This window comes from Streptomyces sp. CoH27, from assembly GCF_020181035.1.
Taxonomy (GTDB): domain Bacteria; phylum Actinomycetota; class Actinomycetes; order Streptomycetales; family Streptomycetaceae; genus Streptomyces; species Streptomyces camelliae.
Window position 1 is genome coordinate 391464 of record NZ_JAIQYY010000003.1, and the last position, 16431, is coordinate 407894.

Sequence of the window (16431 nt, forward strand, 5' to 3'; positions counted from 1 at the left end):
CGTCGAGATTCTCTGAGTCGAGGGAAGGTGGCGCCCAGTGCCACCGTGCTCACTCCAAGTGGCGCAGGTCGGCCTCGGTGTCGATGTCGTACGGCTCCGCCACGTCGGCGCACTCCACGAGCCGTATCTCGCTCTCGTGATCCTTCAGATAGGCGCGCGCCCCGCGGTCCCCGGTGGCGGTCGCAGCGATCCCCGCCCAGTGGGCGGCACCGAACAGCACGGGATGCCCGCGGACGCCGTCGTAGGCGGCCGAGGCCAGTGACTTCTCGTCCTCGTACGCGCCGAGTACCCGCGCCACGGCCGCCGCACGGATGCCCGGCTGGTCGACCAGGCTCACCAGGGCCGCGCGCGCCCCCGTACCGCCGAGCGAGACCAGTCCGGCCCGCAACGAGGAGCCCATCCCGTCGGCCCAGCCGGGGTTGTCCACGAGCACGCAGCCGCCCAGTTCGGCACGCGCGCGTACCTCGTCCGCCGACGCGCCCAGGACCACATGGATCCGCCCGCACCCGGCCGCCCGCAGCATGCCGACGGCATGCTCGACCAGCGGCCGTCCCCGGTGCTCCAGCAGCGCCTTGGGCCGACCGCCGAGCCGCCGTCCCCCGCCGGCGGCGAGCAGCAGCCCGGCGACCTCCTCGCGATGTCTGTCCGTCATGCGTCCTGCATACCCGACGCGGCGGCCGACGGCCGGTTCCCTGGGGCTGAATTTCGGTCCGCGCGGTGGCGCGCACGGACGCGGTGGCGTTTACTGACCCGCGCACGACGGCGTGTGAGGGGGAGGGCTGTGTTTCGGAGCTTGGGGCAGAGACCGGTGACCGGCAGGGGCGAGGACCCGAGAGTGGCGGAACTGCGGACCGCGGTGTCCCGGCTGCGCCGCGAACTCGCCGCGCTGCCCTCCGAGTTCCCCGACCGGGCGATCGCCGAGGACGAACTGGCGGCTCTGGCGGCGATGGCCGCGGGCGGCGCACCCGAGACCCCGCGCCTGCGCGGCTCCCTGTTACTGATCGCGGGGGCGATCGGCTCGGTGAGTGCGCTGGCGAGGGGTCTGAAGGAGGTCAGGGACGCGGTGGATCTTTTCGGGGAACCGACGCAGAGGGGTTAGCGGTGCCCACCTGAGGGGCGCGGGAGGCGGCCCCGTCAGGCGCCCGAACTCGCCAAAGCCTGAGACAGTTCAAGGGCGATCTGCTGGAGCACCGGCACGATCTTGTCGGTCGCGGCCTCCGTCACGCGCCCGGCCGGCCCGGAGATGGAGATCGCCGCGGCCGTGGGCGAGTCGGGAACGGACACCGCGAGACACCGCACCCCGATCTCCTGCTCGTTGTCGTCGACGGCGTACCCCGACCGCCGTACGTCCTCCAGCGCGGCCAGGAAGCCCTCGGGCGTGGTGATGGTCTTCTCGGTGGCCGCGGGCATCCCGGTACGCGCCAGCAGCGCCCGCACCTCGTCGTCCGGCACCCCGGCGAGCAGTGCCTTGCCCACGCCGGTCGAGTGCGGCAGCACCCGTCGGCCCACCTCGGTGAACATCCGCATCGAGTGCTTCGACGGCACCTGCGCCACGTACACGATCTCGTCGCCGTCCAGCAGCGCCATGTTCGCCGTCTCGCCGGTCTCCTCGACCAGCCGGGCGAGATACGGCCGCGCCCACGTGCCGAGCAGCCGGGACGCCGACTCGCCGAGCCGGATGAGGCGGGGGCCGAGGGCGTAGCGCCGGTTCGGCTGCTGGCGTACGTATCCGCAGGCGACCAGCGTGCGCATCAGCCGGTGGATGGTCGGCAGCGGCAGCCCGCTGGTCGCGGACAGTTCGCTCAGGCCCACCTCGCCGCCCGCGTCCGCCATCCGCTCCAGCAGATCGAAGGCGCGCTCAAGGGACTGGACACCGCCGCCGGCGGAGGGCTTGGCGGAGTCGGTGGTGCTGGCGCTGGACGTCGGCACGGCGCGTTCCTTTCGGGGCTGACAGGAGGGCAGAAGCCTACCCGGCAGTCGGTTGACTCCCCGCTTGTACGTAGCTACGTTCTGCTTGGCGAAATTCTAATTCCGCTTTGTGGAAACGTCCAGAGTGGGCGCGGTCGGCGCGCTGCTCAGAAGTGTGCCCCTTGACGGCGCGGAAGTGGGAGTGAAGACTCCTTCAACAGAACGTTGAAATCCGTTACGTGGATGTAAATCCCGTTTCCTGGGCGTAAAACGGCGGTACAGAGAGGGGTCCGGGTGTCCGACGCTGAACTGGTCCTGCGCTCGACGCGCGTCATCACTCCGGAGGGGACGCGGGCCGCGACGGTCACCGTGTCCGCCGGGAAGATCACGGCCGTCCTGCCGTACGACGCCGAGGTCCCGGCCGGGGCCCGGCTGGAGGACGTCGGCGACCATGTCCTGCTGCCCGGCCTGGTCGACACCCACGTGCACGTCAACGACCCCGGCCGTACCGAGTGGGAGGGCTTCTGGACCGCCACGCGCGCGGCGGCGGCCGGCGGCATCACCACGCTGATCGACATGCCGCTCAACTCCCTCCCGCCGACCACCACGGTCGAGAACCTGCGGGTGAAGCGGCAGGTGGCCGCCGACAAGGCGCACATCGACGTCGGTTTCTGGGGCGGCGCCCTGCCCGACAACGTCAAGGACCTGCGCCCGCTGCACGACGCCGGTGTCTTCGGCTTCAAGGCCTTCCTGTCCCCGTCCGGCGTGGACGAGTTCCCGCACCTCGACCAGGACCGGCTCGCCCAGTCCCTGGCGGAGATCGCCGGCTTCGACGGCCTGCTGATCGTGCACGCCGAGGATCCGCACCACCTCGCCGCCGCCCCGCAAGCCGGCGGCCCCCGGTACGCCGACTTCCTCGCCTCCCGGCCCCGCGACGCCGAGGACACGGCCATCGAGAACCTCGTCGCCCAGGCCCGGCGGCTCAACGCGCGCGTGCACGTCCTGCACCTGTCCTCCAGCGACGCGCTGCCGCTCATCCGCGCCGCCCGCGCCGAGGGCGTCCGGATCACCGTGGAGACCTGCCCGCACTACCTCACCCTGACTTCCGAGGAAGTCCCGGACGGCGCCAGCGAGTTCAAGTGCTGCCCGCCCATCCGCGAGGCCGCCAACCAGGACCTGCTGTGGGAGGCGCTGGCCGACGGCACCATCGACTGCGTCGTCACCGACCACTCGCCCTCCACCGCCGACCTGAAGACCGACGACTTCGCCACCGCCTGGGGCGGCATCTCCGGCCTCCAGCTCAGCCTGGCCGCCGTGTGGACCGAGGCCCGTGAGCGCGGCCACGGGCTGGAGGACGTGGTGCGCTGGATGTCCACGCGGACCGCGGCGCTCGTGGGTCTGGACGGCAAGGGCGCCATCGAGGCCGGCCGGGACGCCGACTTCGCCGTCCTCGCCCCCGACGAGACCTTCACCGTCGACCCGGCCGCCCTCCAACACCGCAACCGGGTCACCGCGTACGCCGGCAAGACCCTGTACGGCGTCGTGAAGTCCACCTGGCTGCGCGGCGAACGCATCGTCCACGACGGCGAGTTCACCGAGCCGAAGGGCACTCTGCTCGCCCGCCCCCAGTGAGCCACCCCCGCACCCGTCCGACTCCAGAAAGGACCCCCTGATCACCGTGACGGCGATACCGACTTTCACCGGCGACGCGAACCCCTACGGAGGCGGCGACCCGTACGCGGACTACCGCACCGCCGACTTCCCCTTCACCCAGTACGCCAACCTCGCCGACCGGCAGCTCGGCGCCGGTGTCATCGCCGCCAACGACGAGTTCTTCGCCCAGCGCGAGAACCTGCTGGTGCCCGAGCGGGCCGAGTTCGACCCCGAGCACTTCGGGCACAAGGGCAAGATCATGGACGGCTGGGAGACCCGCCGCCGGCGCGGTGTCTCCGCCGAGCACCCGTGGCCCACCGCCGAGGACCACGACTGGGCACTGGTCCGCCTCGGGGCGCCCGGCGTGATCCGCGGGATCGTCGTCGACACCGCCCACTTCCGCGGCAACTACCCGCAGGCCGTGTCGATCGAGGCCGCGTCCGTCGCCGGCTCGCCGTCCCCGCAGGAGCTGCTGGGCGACGACGTGAAGTGGACGACGATCGTCCCGCGCACCCCGGTCGGCGGCCACGCGGCGAACGGCTTCGCCGTCTCGGCCGAGCAGCGCTTCACTCACCTGCGCGTCAACCAGCACCCCGATGGCGGCATCGCGCGCCTGCGCGTGCACGGCGAGGTCGTTCCGGACCCCGAGTGGCTCGCGGTGCTCGGCACCTTCGACGTCGTCGCCCTGGAGAACGGCGGCCAGGTCGAGGACGCCTCCAACCTCTTCTACTCCCCGGCCACCAACACCATTCAGCCGGGCCGCTCCCGCAAGATGGACGACGGCTGGGAGACCCGCCGCCGCCGTGACCAGGGCAACGACTGGATCCGTTACCGGCTGGCCGCCCAGGCGCAGATCCGCGCCGTCGAGATCGACACCGCCTATCTGAAGGGCAACAGCGCCGGCTGGGCGTCGGTCTCGGTGAAGGACGGCGAGGAGGGCGACTGGACGGAGATCCTGCCGCGCACCCGCCTCCAGCCCGACACCAACCACCGCTTCGTCCTCCCGGCCCCGGCCGTCGGCACGCACGCGCGTGTCGACATCTTCCCCGACGGCGGCATCTCCCGCCTGAGGCTGTTCGGTTCCCTGACCGAGGACGGCGCGGCCCGGCTCGCCGCCCGCCACCAGGAGCTGGGCGGCTGACCCACCCCGCGCGGGGCGCCCCGGCCTGGACAGCACCGGGCGCCCCGCGTGTCACCCACACGGATTCGATTCCGGCCTCCTGGAACTCTCCGGTCCGTCTCCCGCGTTCTTCCCGCGTGACCCTTCAGCAAGAAATCGTCGGCAACGCCATGCAGATGGCGGTCGTCAGCCTCCAGCCCGGCCAGACCGTGTACTGCGAGGCCGGGAAGTTCCTGTTCAAGACGACGAACGTGACCATGGAGACGCGCCTGTCCGGCCCGTCCGCGAACGGCAGCGGGGGCCAGCAGGGGCAGAGCGGCGGCATGGGCGGCCTGCTGCGCCAGGCCATGGGCACCGCCATGCAGGTCGGCCAGCGCATGCTCGCGGGCGAGTCGCTGGCGTTCCAGTACTTCACCTCCCAGGGCGGCCAGGGCACGGTCGGCTTCGCGGGCGTGCTCCCCGGCGAGATGCGCGCGCTGGAACTGGACGGCACGCGCGCGTGGTTCGCGGAGAAGGACGCCTTCGTGGCCGCCGAGTCCACCGTCGACTTCGGCATCGCCTTCGCCGGCGGCCGCACGGGCATGAGCGGCGGCGAGGGCTTCATCCTGGAGAAGTTCACCGGGTACGGCACGGTGATCATCGCCGGCGCGGGCAACTTCATCGACCTCAACCCCGCCGACTTCGGCGGCCGGATCGAGGTGGACACCGGCTGTGTGGTGGCCTTCGAGGAGGGCGTCCAGTACGGCGTTCAGCGCGTCGGCGGCCTCAACCGTCAGGGGATCATGAACGCCGTCTTCGGCGGCGAGGGCCTGTCCCTGGCCACGCTGGAGGGCAACGGCCGGGTGATCCTCCAGTCCATGACCATCGAGAGCCTCGCCAACGCCCTGAAGAAGGCCCAGGGCGGCGACAAGCAGGGCCCGACCGGCGGACTGTTCTCGACGCACGCGGGCTGAGCCGGGCCGCACCGATGAGTTCCGGGTCACGGCGGGGTCTGAGCTGATGACCGACCGACCCCGCACCCGGAAGAAGGCACCCCTCATGGGCAAGCTCGTCTCCACCCTCTTCGTCACCCTCGACGGTGTCTACCAGGCCCCGGGCGGCCCCCAGGAGGACACCAGGGGCGGCTTCACCCACGGCGGCTGGAGCTTCACCTACGGCGACGAGGACTTCGGCCGCTTCGTCACCGAGGTCTTCGACCGCGCCGGCGCCTTCCTGCTCGGCCGCCGTACGTACGACATCTTCGCCGCCTACTGGCCGAAGGTGACCGACCCGGCCAACCCCATCGCGTCCCGGCTCAACGCCCTCCCCAAGTACGTCGTCTCGTCCACCCTTCAGGCGCCCGAGTGGTCCGGCACCACGGTGCTCGCCGGCGACCTCGCCAAGGAGGTGCAGGCCCTCAAGGAGCGCACGGACGGCGAACTCCAGGTCCACGGCAGCGGCGCCCTGGTCCGCTCCCTGATCGACCTCCGCCTCCTCGACACCCTGCACCTGCTGACCTTCCCGGTCGTCCTCGGCACCGGCCACCGCCTGTTCCCGGACGGCACGGTCCCCACCCGCTTCCGGCACACCGGCGGCCGCGTCACCCGCTCGGGCATCTCCATCCAGAGCTACGACCTGGCGGGCGACCCGGAGTACGGCTCGTACGACCTCCCCGAGGAGGCCTGAGACCCGGACAAACCCCTGGCTGAAGATCGTCGCCGCCGGTACGGTGATCACGCCCCGCGCGAGCCGCCGCCGTCTCCGCACCCCTCGGAGACCGGGAGAGCCGCCCGCATGTCCTCGATCGCCGTACCGGGCGCCGCCGTCGCCCCCCGTCGCGCCTGGCACACCGACCTGCCGGTCCTGCTCGTCGCCGTCTGCTGGGGTGCCAGCTACCTCGCCGCGAAGGACATCACCACCGCCCGTACCGTCCTGGCCGTCCTCGTGCTGCGGTTCGCCCTCGCCGTGCCCGTCCTGGCCGTCGCCGGCCGCCGTGCCCTGCGCTCCCTGACCGGCGCCCAGTGGCGCGGCGCGGCCCTGCTGGGGCTGATCCTCAGCGGGATCTTCCTGCTGGAGACCTACGGCGTCGTCCACACCTCGGCGACCAACGCCGGCCTGATCATCAGCCTCACCATGATCTTCACCCCGCTCGCCGAGGCCGCCGTCACCCGCACCCGGCCCGCCCCGGCCTTCCTCGGCGCGGCGCTGCTGTCGGTGCTCGGTGTCGTCCTGCTCACCCAGGGCGGCGGCTTCACCGGGCCCTCGCTCGGCGACCTGCTGATGCTGCTCGCCGCGCTCGCCCGTACCGTGCACGTCCTTGCCATGTCCCGGATCAGGGCCGTCCAGGGCGCCGGCGCGCTGCCGCTCACCACGGTCCAGCTCGGCGCGGCCGTCGCCGTCTTCACCCTGCTGTCCGCCGTCTGCGGCGGCCCGGCGCCCTGGGCGGTCGCGGCGGACCTCGGCGCCCGGGACTGGGCCGGGCTGCTGTTCCTCGCCGTGCTGTGCACGGTGTTCGCGTTCTTCGTGCAGATGTGGGCGGTACGCCGTACCTCTCCGTCCCGGGTCGGTCTGCTGCTCGGCACCGAACCGCTGTGGGCCGCCGCGGCCGGGATCACGCTGGGCGGCGAACGGCTCGGCGCGCTCGGTCTCGCGGGCGGCGTCCTGGTGCTCGCGGGGACCGCGTGGGGGCGCAGGACCGCAGGGTGACTTCCCGAAGCCGCCCGCAGGTCAGAGGCGCTCACCTTCCAGGATGGCCGTGACAGCGGGCAACCGGCCGAGCGAGTGGGCGATTCTGAGGCCGTCCATGTAGTCACGGACCTGGGTGATCAGCCCGCCGCGGACGCGGATCACCAGCACGTTGGAGAAGGCGAAGGGCTCACCGCTGCCGGTCACCGTGCCGACGACGGTCTGCTCGGCGATGACGACCTCCGGATCGGAGGTGGTGTGAACGGTCACGTCACGCAACGCGCTTGCCCGCGCCGTGCTGTGCTCCCAGGCCGCCCGGTAAGTGGCCCGTACCTCTTCCCGGCCCTTGAGGCAGGCAGGCATTCCGGGGAAGAGGAACGGCAGCTCGTGCACCGCATCCACCTCGTACAGGTCAGCCAGGTCGTCGGCGGACATGGCAAGCATCGCCTGGTGGTAACGCTCCAGCACCTCGTGGGGCGAGCGGTCGGCGGGCTGCGCGGCGGACATGGTGCTCACGGCTCCGTTCATCTGCTTCCGGGATGTGTTCCGGGAGCCGAGTCTGCCGAAGTCGCCGTGGTGCGGGCGGTGATGGTCCTCGTCCTGGGCCTGCTTCACCCCTGCGAGTGGACCGGACGGACCGAGCCGTCCGGACAGTCGTGTCCACCTCGCGCTGGTGTCCGGTCGCGCGCTCGGGGACGAGGCGGCCGGGCCCGGACGCCCCGGTCAGCGGGGCACGGGGAGCGGGCCGGGCCGGAAGGTGCCGTAACGGCCGCCGTGGAAGAGCAACGGGGCATCGCTCTCGCCGACTGCCAGGTGGTGCACGTGGCACAGTGCGATCACATGGTCGCCGGCCCAGTACTCGTCCCGCAGGGAACATTCGAGCCAGCCGGTCGCGCCCGCCACGAGCAGCGCTCCGCCGGGGGAGAGGTGCCACTCCGTGCCGTGCAGCTTGTCCGGGCCGCTGGCGGCGAGCCGATCGCACACGGGCCGCTGACGGTCGGCGAGGATGCTTATCCCTATCCGCTCGGCCGGCCGGATCCGCGGCCAGCTCCTGCTCGTCTCCGCCACGCAGAAGGAGACCAACGGAGGCCGCAGGGAGACCGAGGCGAAGGAGTTCACCGCCAGCGCGGCGGGCCGGCCGACGGCGTCCAGGGCCGCGACGGCGACGATGCCCGTGGCGAACCTGCCGAGAACCCGACGGAATTCCTCGGACGTGACGGTATCCGCCGCACGCGACGTCGGTATCGGGTCGGTCACCTGGGGCGCCTCGCTTCCTGCTCGGAACCGGGTGCCCGGAGCGGCCTCTCGGGTCGCGCCGGGCACCCTGGTCGCGTCGACGGTCAGAGCGTGACCTCAAGGAGCAGCCGACGGCGCGCGCTGCTGCTGCGGGTGATCTGGTGACGATTCACCAGCTCCCGCTGGGCGACCAGCTTCAGGCCCTCGGCCGCCAGCTCCTTCTCCAGGGAGCCGAGCGGCGCCAGATGCGTCCAGGCGGTGTACAGGGCGGTGTCGACCACCTCGCCGTCCTGTACGCGGTTGGCGAGGATGCTGGTGGAGCGCAGGCCGTCCGGTTCGATCCGGTCGATGAAGGTGCACAGCACCGGCGAACGGTCGTCCTTCGTCGGGAAGACCGAGGTGTACTCGAAGGCGGCGGGCGCGCTCTCGAACCCTGCGATGTCCAGCACGGTCAGCAGGAAGCGGCCGTCCTCGGCGAGATGCTCGCGCACACAGCGGAACAGCTGCGCGCGCTGCTCCTGAGTGAGGTTCCACACCGCCGTCGCGCCGAGCACGATCAGGCCGAACGTGCGGTCCAGCGAGAAGTCCGTCATGTCGCCCTCGACGGTGCTCAGCCGGTCCGCGTACTCCTGGTGCTCCGGCTCCCGCATCCGTTCGTCGAGGATCTCCAGCATCGACGGCGAGTTGTCGAGCCCGACCACCTCGAATCCGCTCTTGAGAAGCGGCAGCGTCAGCCGGCCGGAGCCGCAGCACAGCTCCAGCACCGGGCCGGGCCGCCCCTCGCCGGCGCTCAGCAGCTCCTCCACCTCGGCGTTGTCCCGCACCGTGAACGCGTGGTAGAAGGAGGCGCCCTCCGAGTCGTACATGCCGTGCTGGTGGATCTTCCCGGCGAACAGCTCCACCAGAGCCGCGGCGGTGCCCTTGAGCTGGTATTCGGTCATGCTTTCCTCCGGTCGCCCATCGTTGATCGAGACCCTAGGCCGGGGCTCTTACAGACGGCTTGGGCCTCGCTTAAGCCGCCCGGGCCAGGGGATTCAGAGCCGGGAACGGGCCGGCAGCAGACGCGGATCCATGCTCAGCAGGACACCCCGGCTGCCCCCGTCGACAGGGAGCGAGACCCCGGTGGTCGAGCCCGCGGCCGGGCCGGCGAGGTAGCAGATCGCGGTGGCCACCTCCTCCGGTGTGACCAGCCGCCCGTTCGGCTGCCGCCCGCTGACCGCGGCGAAGGCGGCCTCCGGGTCGGGCGCGGCGTCCACGAGCCGGCGTACCCACGGCGTGTCGACCGGGGCCGGGGTCACACAGTTGACCCTGATGCCCTCGTGCAGATGGTCGGCGGCCATGGCCGTGGTCAGGGCGAGCACCGCTCCCTTCGAGGAGCAGTACACCGCCGCGTTGGGCAGCCCGACGGTGGCACCCAGCGAGCACATGTTCACGATGGACGCGTGTTCCGAGCGCCGCAGATACGGCAGCGCGGCACGGGCGACCCGCACCATGCCGAACACGTTGACGTCGAAGACCCGCTTCCACTCGTCGAGACCACCCGACTCCACGGTTCCCCGGCCGAGGATGCCCGCGTTGTTCACCAGGATGTCCAGCCCGCCCAGCCGTTCGGCGGCCTCCGCCACGGCCGCGTCCACCGAGGCGTCGTCCGCGACGTCGCCGTACACCCCGATCAGCGGCTCGGGAACGGCCGGCTTCCCGTCCGTGTCCAGCGCGTTGAGGTCCAGGCAGGCCACCGCCGCGCCCCTGGCCGCCAGCATGCGGGCGGTGGCCAGCCCGATGCCAGAGGCACCGCCGGTCACCAGGGCGGTCAGCCCGGTCAGTTCACCGCTGCTCATCACGGTCCTCCCCATGGTCGTCGGCGCACCGCTCGCGCAGCGTGTCCAAGGAGTGCAGGCCCTCCAGCACCCGGTCCTCGGGCACCCCGAAGTCGATCAGACAGGCGACCTCGTCGACCCCTGCCGCACGCAGCCGCCGTACGGTCTCCACGCCGTCCTCGACCGTGCCGAACAGCCCGCCCGTGTCGAAGTAGCGGTCGAACGACCGCGCCACGAGGAACTCGCGGTCCTGCGGCGACAGCCGTTCCAGGTCGATGCCGCCGGGCAGTGCCGCCGCGGCTGTCTTCATGATCAGTCCGATCGAGCTGCGCAGATAGTTGCTGAACGGCTCGCGGACCTCTTCACGGACCTTCTCGCGGTCGGTGCCCAGCAGGGTGTGCAGCATCAGCGCCACATGGCCGCGCGCCCCGGGGCCGTGTGCGGCCGCCAGTTCCGCGCGATAGGCGGCGACGTTGTGCTCCAGATCGGAGATCTCCTGGCCGATCAGATGCGTCAGCACACCCGTGCCGAGCCGGCCGGCCGTACGGAACGTCTCGGCGGAGCCGGCGCTCGTCAGCCACATCGGCAGCTCCGGCTGGACCGGCGGCGGGAAGATCCGCACCTTCGACTCCTGGCCCGCGCCGTCCGGGAACGCCACCTCCTCCCGCGCCCACAGCCGGCGCAGGGTTTCCACGGTGCGCACCAGGACCTCCTTGCGGTCCCGGTAGTTCTCCGGCCGCAGGACGAAGTCCACCGCGTGCCAGCCCGACGCCAGCGACACGCCCACCCGGCCCCGGGAGAGGTTGTCCACCACGGACCACTCCTCCGCGATCCGCGCCGGATGGTGCAGCGGCGCGACGACACTGCCGGCGCGGATGGCGATCCGCTCGGTCGCCACCGCCAGCGCCGCGCCGGTGACGGCCGCGTTGGGATATTGGCCGCCGAATTCATGGAAATGGCGTTCCGGCGTCCAGACCGCCGTGAATCCGTGGGTGTCCGCGAATTTCGCGCTGTCCAGCAGAAGACGGTAGCGGTCATCGGCCGCGGCCCCGTAGTCCGCGAAATAGAAGAGACTGAAGTCCACGAAACTCCTCCCACCTGGCGCGGCTGGTCCTGCAGGACCGTAGCCGCGACCTCGGCACGCAGGGAACTCGCCTTTAGAGCGCGCCAAGGAGGCCTTTGGCGGAGGCGGTGACACTGACCCGACGATCTGCGATCGGCCCCAGAGGGAGCAGTGAGCCACCGTGGCGAAGAAGGAAGTTTCCGGCGGTTTCCCGACGGATCAGGTGGGCCCGGCCGAACAGGAGGCGATTGCGGTGGTCGGCCTCTCCTGCCGGCTCCCGCAGGCCCCCGATCCGGCCGCGTTCTGGAACCTGCTGCGGACCGGCCGGGACGCCATCAGCCCGCCGCCGCCCGGCCGTTGGCAGGCCGACGCTCCCGGGGACCTCGCGCCGGACGCCGTCACCGGAGCCGCCCGCGGCGGTTTCCTCGACCAGGTCGACGCCTTCGACGCCGAGTTCTTCGGCATGTCCCCGCGCGAGGCCGCCTCCGTCGACCCGCAGCAGCGCCTGGTCCTCGAACTCGCCTGGGAGGCCCTGGAGGACGCCGGCATCCTGCCCGCCGGCCTGGCCGGCAGCCGCACCGGCGTCTTCATCGGCGCGATGCACGACGACTACGCCGCACTGCTCCAGCGCCGCGGCACCGGCGCCGTCACCCCGCACTCCGCGACCGGCCTGAACCGGGGAGTGCTCGCCAACCGGGTCTCCTACGCGCTCGGCCTGCACGGGCCCAGCCTGGCCGTCGACACGGCACAGTCCTCCGCCCTGGTCGCCGTCCACCTGGCCTGTGAGAGCCTGCGCCGCACCGAATGCGACCTCGCGATCGCGGGCGGCGTCAATCTCAACCTCACCCTGGCCGGCACGGTCGAGGCGTCCCGCTTCGGCGGCCTCTCCCCGAACGGACGCTGCGCCACCTTCGACGCCGACGCCGACGGCTACGTACGAGGCGAGGGCGGCGGCCTCGTCCTGCTCAAGCCGCTGGCCCGTGCCCTCGCCGACGGCGACGAGATCCACGGTGTCCTGCTGGGCAGCGCTGTGAACAACGACGGCGCCACTCCCGGACTGACCGTGCCCGACCAGGCGGCCCAGCAGCGCGTCGTGGAGGCGGCCCGCAGACGGGCCGGAATCCGCCCCGAGCACGTCCAGTACGTCGAACTGCACGGCACCGGCACCAAGGTCGGCGACCCGATCGAGGCAGCCGCCCTCGGCGCGGCCCTGGGCCGGGGCCGCGCGGTTCCGCTGGCGGTCGGTTCGGTCAAGACCAACGTCGGCCACCTCGAAGGCGCCGCGGGCATCGCCGGCCTGCTCAAGACACTCCTGAGCATCCGGCACCGCCAGCTGCCCCCCAGCCTCCACTTCCGCACCCCCAACCCGCGCATCCCGCTCACCGAACTCGGCCTCACCGTCCAGCGCGAGCTGAGCGACTGGCCCCGCCCGGACGCGCCCCTCGTCGCCGGCGTCAGCTCCTTCGGAATGGGCGGCACCAACTGCCATGTGGTGGTGTCGGAGGCACCTGCGCGGACGAAGGCGGCGCAGCGCAGCGACGTGCACGAGACCGGCAGGGCGGCCGGCGACGGGCGGCCGGTGATGTGGCCGCTGGCCGGGCGCGGGCCCGAGGCGCTGCGGGAGCAGGCGGCCAGGCTGCACGCGCGGCTGACCGCCGAGGCCACGATGCCCGAGCCGGCCGATGTCGGTTACTCCCTGGCCACCACCCGCACCCAGTTCGAACACCGGGCCGCCGTGGTCGGCTCCGAGCCCGAGCGACTGCTCGGCGGCCTCGCGGCCCTGGCCCGGGGCGAGGCCGCCCCCGGCACCGTCACCGGAACCACCGCGCACACCGGGGATCTCGCCTTCCTCTTCTCCGGACAGGGCAGCCAACGAGCGGGCGCGGGAGCCGAGCTGTACCGCACCCATCCCGCCTTCGCCGAAGCGCTCGACCGCGCCTGCGCCGAACTCGATCGGCACCTGGCACGACCCCTCCAGGAGGTGCTGTTCGCGCCCGACGGCACCCCTGAGGCCGCCCTGCTGGACCGCACCGGCTACACCCAGCCCGCCCTGTTCGCCGTGGAGGTGGCGCTGTTCCGCCTGCTGGAGACCTGGGGCGTCACCCCCGGCCACCTGTTCGGCCACTCGGTCGGCGAACTGGCCGCCGCCCACGTCTCCGGCGTCCTGGACCTCACCGACGCGGCGACCCTGGTGACCGCCCGCGGACGGCTGATGGAGGCGCTGCCCGGCGGAGCCATGGCCGCGCTGGAAGCCTCCGAGCAGGAGGTACTGCCGCTGCTGGAGGGCCGGGAGGGACAGGCCGGCATCGCCGCCGTCAACGGCCCGCGCGCCGTCGTCGTATCGGGCGACGAGGCCGCCGTCGAGGAGATCGCCGCAGCCGTGGCCGCACTCGGCCGCCGGACGCGACGGCTGCGCGTCAGCCACGCGTTCCACTCCCCGCACATGGACGCCATGCTGGAGGAGTTCCGCGCCGTCGCCGCCGGACTGACCTACGCCCCGCCGCGCATCCCCGTCGTCTCCGACGTCACCGGCCTGCCCGCGACCCCCGAGGAACTGTGCTCGCCCGACTACTGGGTACGGCACGTACGGTCCGCGGTGCGCTTCGAGGCCGGCATTGCCACCCTCCTTGAGGGCGGTACCACCGCCCTTTTGGAGATCGGCCCCGACGGTGTCCTCACCGCCATGGGCCGTGAGTGCCTGCGGGGCCGGCGGGCCGTCCTGCTGCCGACCATGCGCCGGTCGTCCGCGTCCGAGCCGGAGGCCCTGCTGACCGCCGTCGCAGGACTTCACGTGCACGGCCACGCCCCGGACTGGAAGAATCTGTTCGAGGGCACGGGAGCCCGGCGTCTCCCCCTGCCGGGCTACGCGTTCCAGCGCCGGCGGCACTGGTACGGCGACGACGAGGCCCATCCGCTCGGGCAGCCCGGCCAGGGCGCGAGCGCGACGACGGCGCCCGCCCCGGAGCCGGCGCGGGCCGATCCGGCCGCCGGGCAGGATCATGCCGACTCCGCCGATCATGCCGACTCCGCCTCCGAGGCGTCGGCAGGGCCCCGGACCGATGGGGCGGACCAGGAGCGCGCCATGCTCGATCTGGTGCGTTCCTGGTCCGCCATCGTGCTCGGCCACGGCACGGCCGCCTCCGTCGACCCCACCCGGCCGTTCCGGGACCTCGGCTTCGATTCGCTCCTCGCCGTCGAGCTCCGGGACCGGCTGAGCGAGGCCACCGGCCTCCCCCTGGAGTCCGGGCTGCTGTTCAACCATCCCACGCCTGCCGGACTGGCCCACCGGCTGGCGCAGGATCTGTCGGACCCCGCCGACCTGGCCGATCCGCACGGTGCGGAACCGGACACGGCCACCACCGCGAACGATCCTGTGGTCATCGTCGGAATCGGCTGCCGCCTCCCCGGTGGCGTGCACAGCCCCGAGGACCTGTGGCAGCTGGTCGCCGACGGCCGGGACGTCATCGGCCCCTTTCCCACCGACCGCGGATGGGACCTGGACGCCCTCCACGACCCGGACCCCGAGCGCCCCGGCACCACCTACACCAGGGAAGGCGGCTTCCTGGCCGAGGCCGGCCACTTCGACGCCGCGTTCTTCGGCATCTCGCCCCGCGAGGCCGCAGCCATGGATCCCCAGCAGCGGCTGCTGCTGGAAACCGCCTGGGAGTCGCTCGAACGCGCGGGCATCGTCCCCGAGAAGCTGCGCGGCACCCGCACCGGCGTGTTCATCGGCGGCACGGCCCTGGACTACGGCCCCCGCCTGCACGAGGCGGACGAGGAGACGGGCGGCTACCTGCTGACCGGCAGCACCGCCAGCGTGATGTCCGGCCGTATCGCCTACACCTTCGGTCTGGAGGGCCCGGCGGTGACGGTGGACACGGCATGCTCGTCGTCCCTCGTCGCGATCCACCTGGCGGTGCAGGCGCTGCGGCGCGGCGAGTGCACCCTCGCTCTCGCCGGCGGTGTGACCGTGATGGCCACCCCGGGCATGCTCGTGGAGTTCAGCCGCCAGCGGGGCCTTGCTGCGGACGGCCGCTGCAAGGCGTTCGCGGCCGGCGCGGACGGCACGGCGTGGGCCGAGGGGGCCGGCGTCCTGGTCCTGGAGCGGTTGTCGGACGCGCAGCGCAACCGGCACAAGGTGCTGGCGGTGATCAAGGGGAGCGCCGTCAATCAGGATGGTGCGTCGAACGGGTTGACGGCGCCGAACGGTCCCTCGCAGCAGCGGGTGATCCGGCAGGCGTTGGCGGATGCGGGCCTGTCGGCGGCCGAGGTGGACGTCGTGGAGGCACACGGCACCGGTACGGCGCTGGGTGATCCGATCGAGGCGGAGGCGCTGATCGCGACGTATGGTGCTGCGCGTTCTGCGGATCGGCCGTTGTGGCTGGGTTCGTTGAAGTCGAACATCGGGCATGCGCAGGCGGCGGCGGGTGTCGGTGGTGTGGTCAAGATGGTGGAGGCGATCCGCCACGGCGAGCTGCCACAAACGCTTCACGTCGATGAGCCCTCTCCGCACGTGGACTGGTCGGCCGGTACGGTCCGGCTGCTGACGGAGTCCCGGGAGTGGTCCTCGTCCGGTCCGCGCCGGGCGGGGGTGTCCTCCTTCGGCATCAGCGGCACCAATGCCCACCTGATCCTGGAGCAGGCCCCCGAGGAGGCCGCGCCCGTCGCCGTCGACGGGGTTGCGCCGCTGGTGTTGTCGGCGAGGTCGCCGGAGGCGGTGCGGGAGCAGGCGGTCCGGCTGCATGCGCACCTGGCGGCACGGCCCGGGATCGGGGTCGGGGATGTGGCGTACACGCTGGCCACCGCCCGAACAGCATTCAAGCACCGTGCTGTTGTTCTGGGTGCGGATCGTGGCGAGTTGTTGGCTGGTCTTGAGGCGGTTGCTGGTGGGTGGGATGTGTCGGGTGTGGTGGTGGGTGGTGGGGTGGGGGTTGGTCGGTTGGGGTTGGTGTTTACGGGTCAGGGTGCTC

Annotated in this window: 14 protein-coding genes; 7 read left to right on the plus strand and 7 right to left on the minus strand. The window is 72.2% G+C overall.

The features are described from left to right. Nucleotides 1-49 precede the first annotated feature (49 nt). The gene (locus LE548_RS06975; RefSeq protein ID WP_225095767.1) at nt 50-652 is read right to left on the minus strand and encodes an NTP transferase domain-containing protein; all 603 of its coding nucleotides are present in this window, start codon (nt 650-652) and stop codon (nt 50-52) included. 129 nt (nt 653-781) lie between these two features. On the opposite strand from LE548_RS06975, the gene LE548_RS06980 reads away from it, so the two are divergent. Continuing rightward, nucleotides 782-1099: a DUF5955 family protein gene (locus tag LE548_RS06980; RefSeq protein WP_225095768.1), complete on the plus strand. Its 318-nt coding sequence runs from the start codon at nt 782-784 to the stop codon at nt 1097-1099. Between the two features lie 35 nt (nt 1100-1134). Here LE548_RS06980 and LE548_RS06985 read toward each other — a convergent pair whose 3' ends face one another. Next, nucleotides 1135-1929, minus strand: coding sequence for an IclR family transcriptional regulator (locus LE548_RS06985; RefSeq protein WP_225095769.1), 795 nt, complete (start codon nt 1927-1929; stop codon nt 1135-1137). 273 nt (nt 1930-2202) lie between these two features. Between LE548_RS06985 and allB the strand changes: the two genes are divergently transcribed. From allB to LE548_RS07010, 5 genes are all read left to right on the plus strand, one after another. Then, the gene (gene allB / locus LE548_RS06990; RefSeq protein WP_225095770.1) at nt 2203-3540 is read left to right on the plus strand and encodes an allantoinase AllB; all 1338 of its coding nucleotides are present in this window, start codon (nt 2203-2205) and stop codon (nt 3538-3540) included. A gap of 46 nt (nt 3541-3586) precedes the next feature. Beyond that, on the plus strand, nt 3587-4702 hold the full coding sequence (gene alc, locus LE548_RS06995) for an allantoicase (protein WP_225095771.1): 1116 nt from the start codon (nt 3587-3589) through the stop codon (nt 4700-4702). 116 nt (nt 4703-4818) lie between these two features. Next, nucleotides 4819-5634 carry an AIM24 family protein gene (locus LE548_RS07000; RefSeq protein ID WP_225095772.1) on the plus strand — a complete coding sequence of 272 codons (816 nt, stop codon included), beginning with the start codon at nt 4819-4821 and terminating at the stop codon, nt 5632-5634. 85 nt (nt 5635-5719) lie between these two features. Next, complete coding sequence (locus LE548_RS07005; RefSeq protein ID WP_225095788.1) at nt 5720-6346, plus strand: dihydrofolate reductase family protein; 627 nt, start codon at nt 5720-5722, stop codon at nt 6344-6346. A gap of 108 nt (nt 6347-6454) precedes the next feature. Further along, nucleotides 6455-7366, plus strand: coding sequence for a DMT family transporter (locus tag LE548_RS07010; protein WP_225095773.1), 912 nt, complete (start codon nt 6455-6457; stop codon nt 7364-7366). A gap of 21 nt (nt 7367-7387) precedes the next feature. On the opposite strand, the gene LE548_RS07015 is transcribed toward LE548_RS07010, so the two are convergent. From LE548_RS07015 to LE548_RS07035, 5 genes are all read right to left on the minus strand, one after another. Continuing rightward, nucleotides 7388-7960: a nuclear transport factor 2 family protein gene (locus LE548_RS07015; RefSeq protein WP_225095774.1), complete on the minus strand. Its 573-nt coding sequence runs from the start codon at nt 7958-7960 to the stop codon at nt 7388-7390. Between the two features lie 108 nt (nt 7961-8068). Continuing rightward, nucleotides 8069-8602, minus strand: coding sequence for a flavin reductase family protein (locus LE548_RS07020; RefSeq protein WP_225095775.1), 534 nt, complete (start codon nt 8600-8602; stop codon nt 8069-8071). An 83-nt stretch (nt 8603-8685) separates the two neighbouring features. Beyond that, nucleotides 8686-9522: a daptide-type RiPP biosynthesis methyltransferase gene (gene mpaM, locus LE548_RS07025; protein WP_225095776.1), complete on the minus strand. Its 837-nt coding sequence runs from the start codon at nt 9520-9522 to the stop codon at nt 8686-8688. 93 nt (nt 9523-9615) lie between these two features. Continuing rightward, nucleotides 9616-10419 (minus strand): SDR family NAD(P)-dependent oxidoreductase, encoded by an 804-nt coding sequence (locus tag LE548_RS07030; RefSeq protein WP_225095777.1) that lies wholly within the window; start codon nt 10417-10419, stop codon nt 9616-9618. Beyond that, nucleotides 10406-11482, minus strand: coding sequence for a MupA/Atu3671 family FMN-dependent luciferase-like monooxygenase (locus LE548_RS07035; protein ID WP_225095778.1), 1077 nt, complete (start codon nt 11480-11482; stop codon nt 10406-10408). Before LE548_RS07035 ends, LE548_RS07030 begins: the two co-directional genes overlap by 14 nt. A gap of 160 nt (nt 11483-11642) precedes the next feature. Between LE548_RS07035 and LE548_RS07040 the strand changes: the two genes are divergently transcribed. Then, nucleotides 11643-16431 (plus strand): type I polyketide synthase (locus LE548_RS07040; protein WP_225095779.1); only part of this gene is annotated, 4789 nt, incomplete at its 3' end.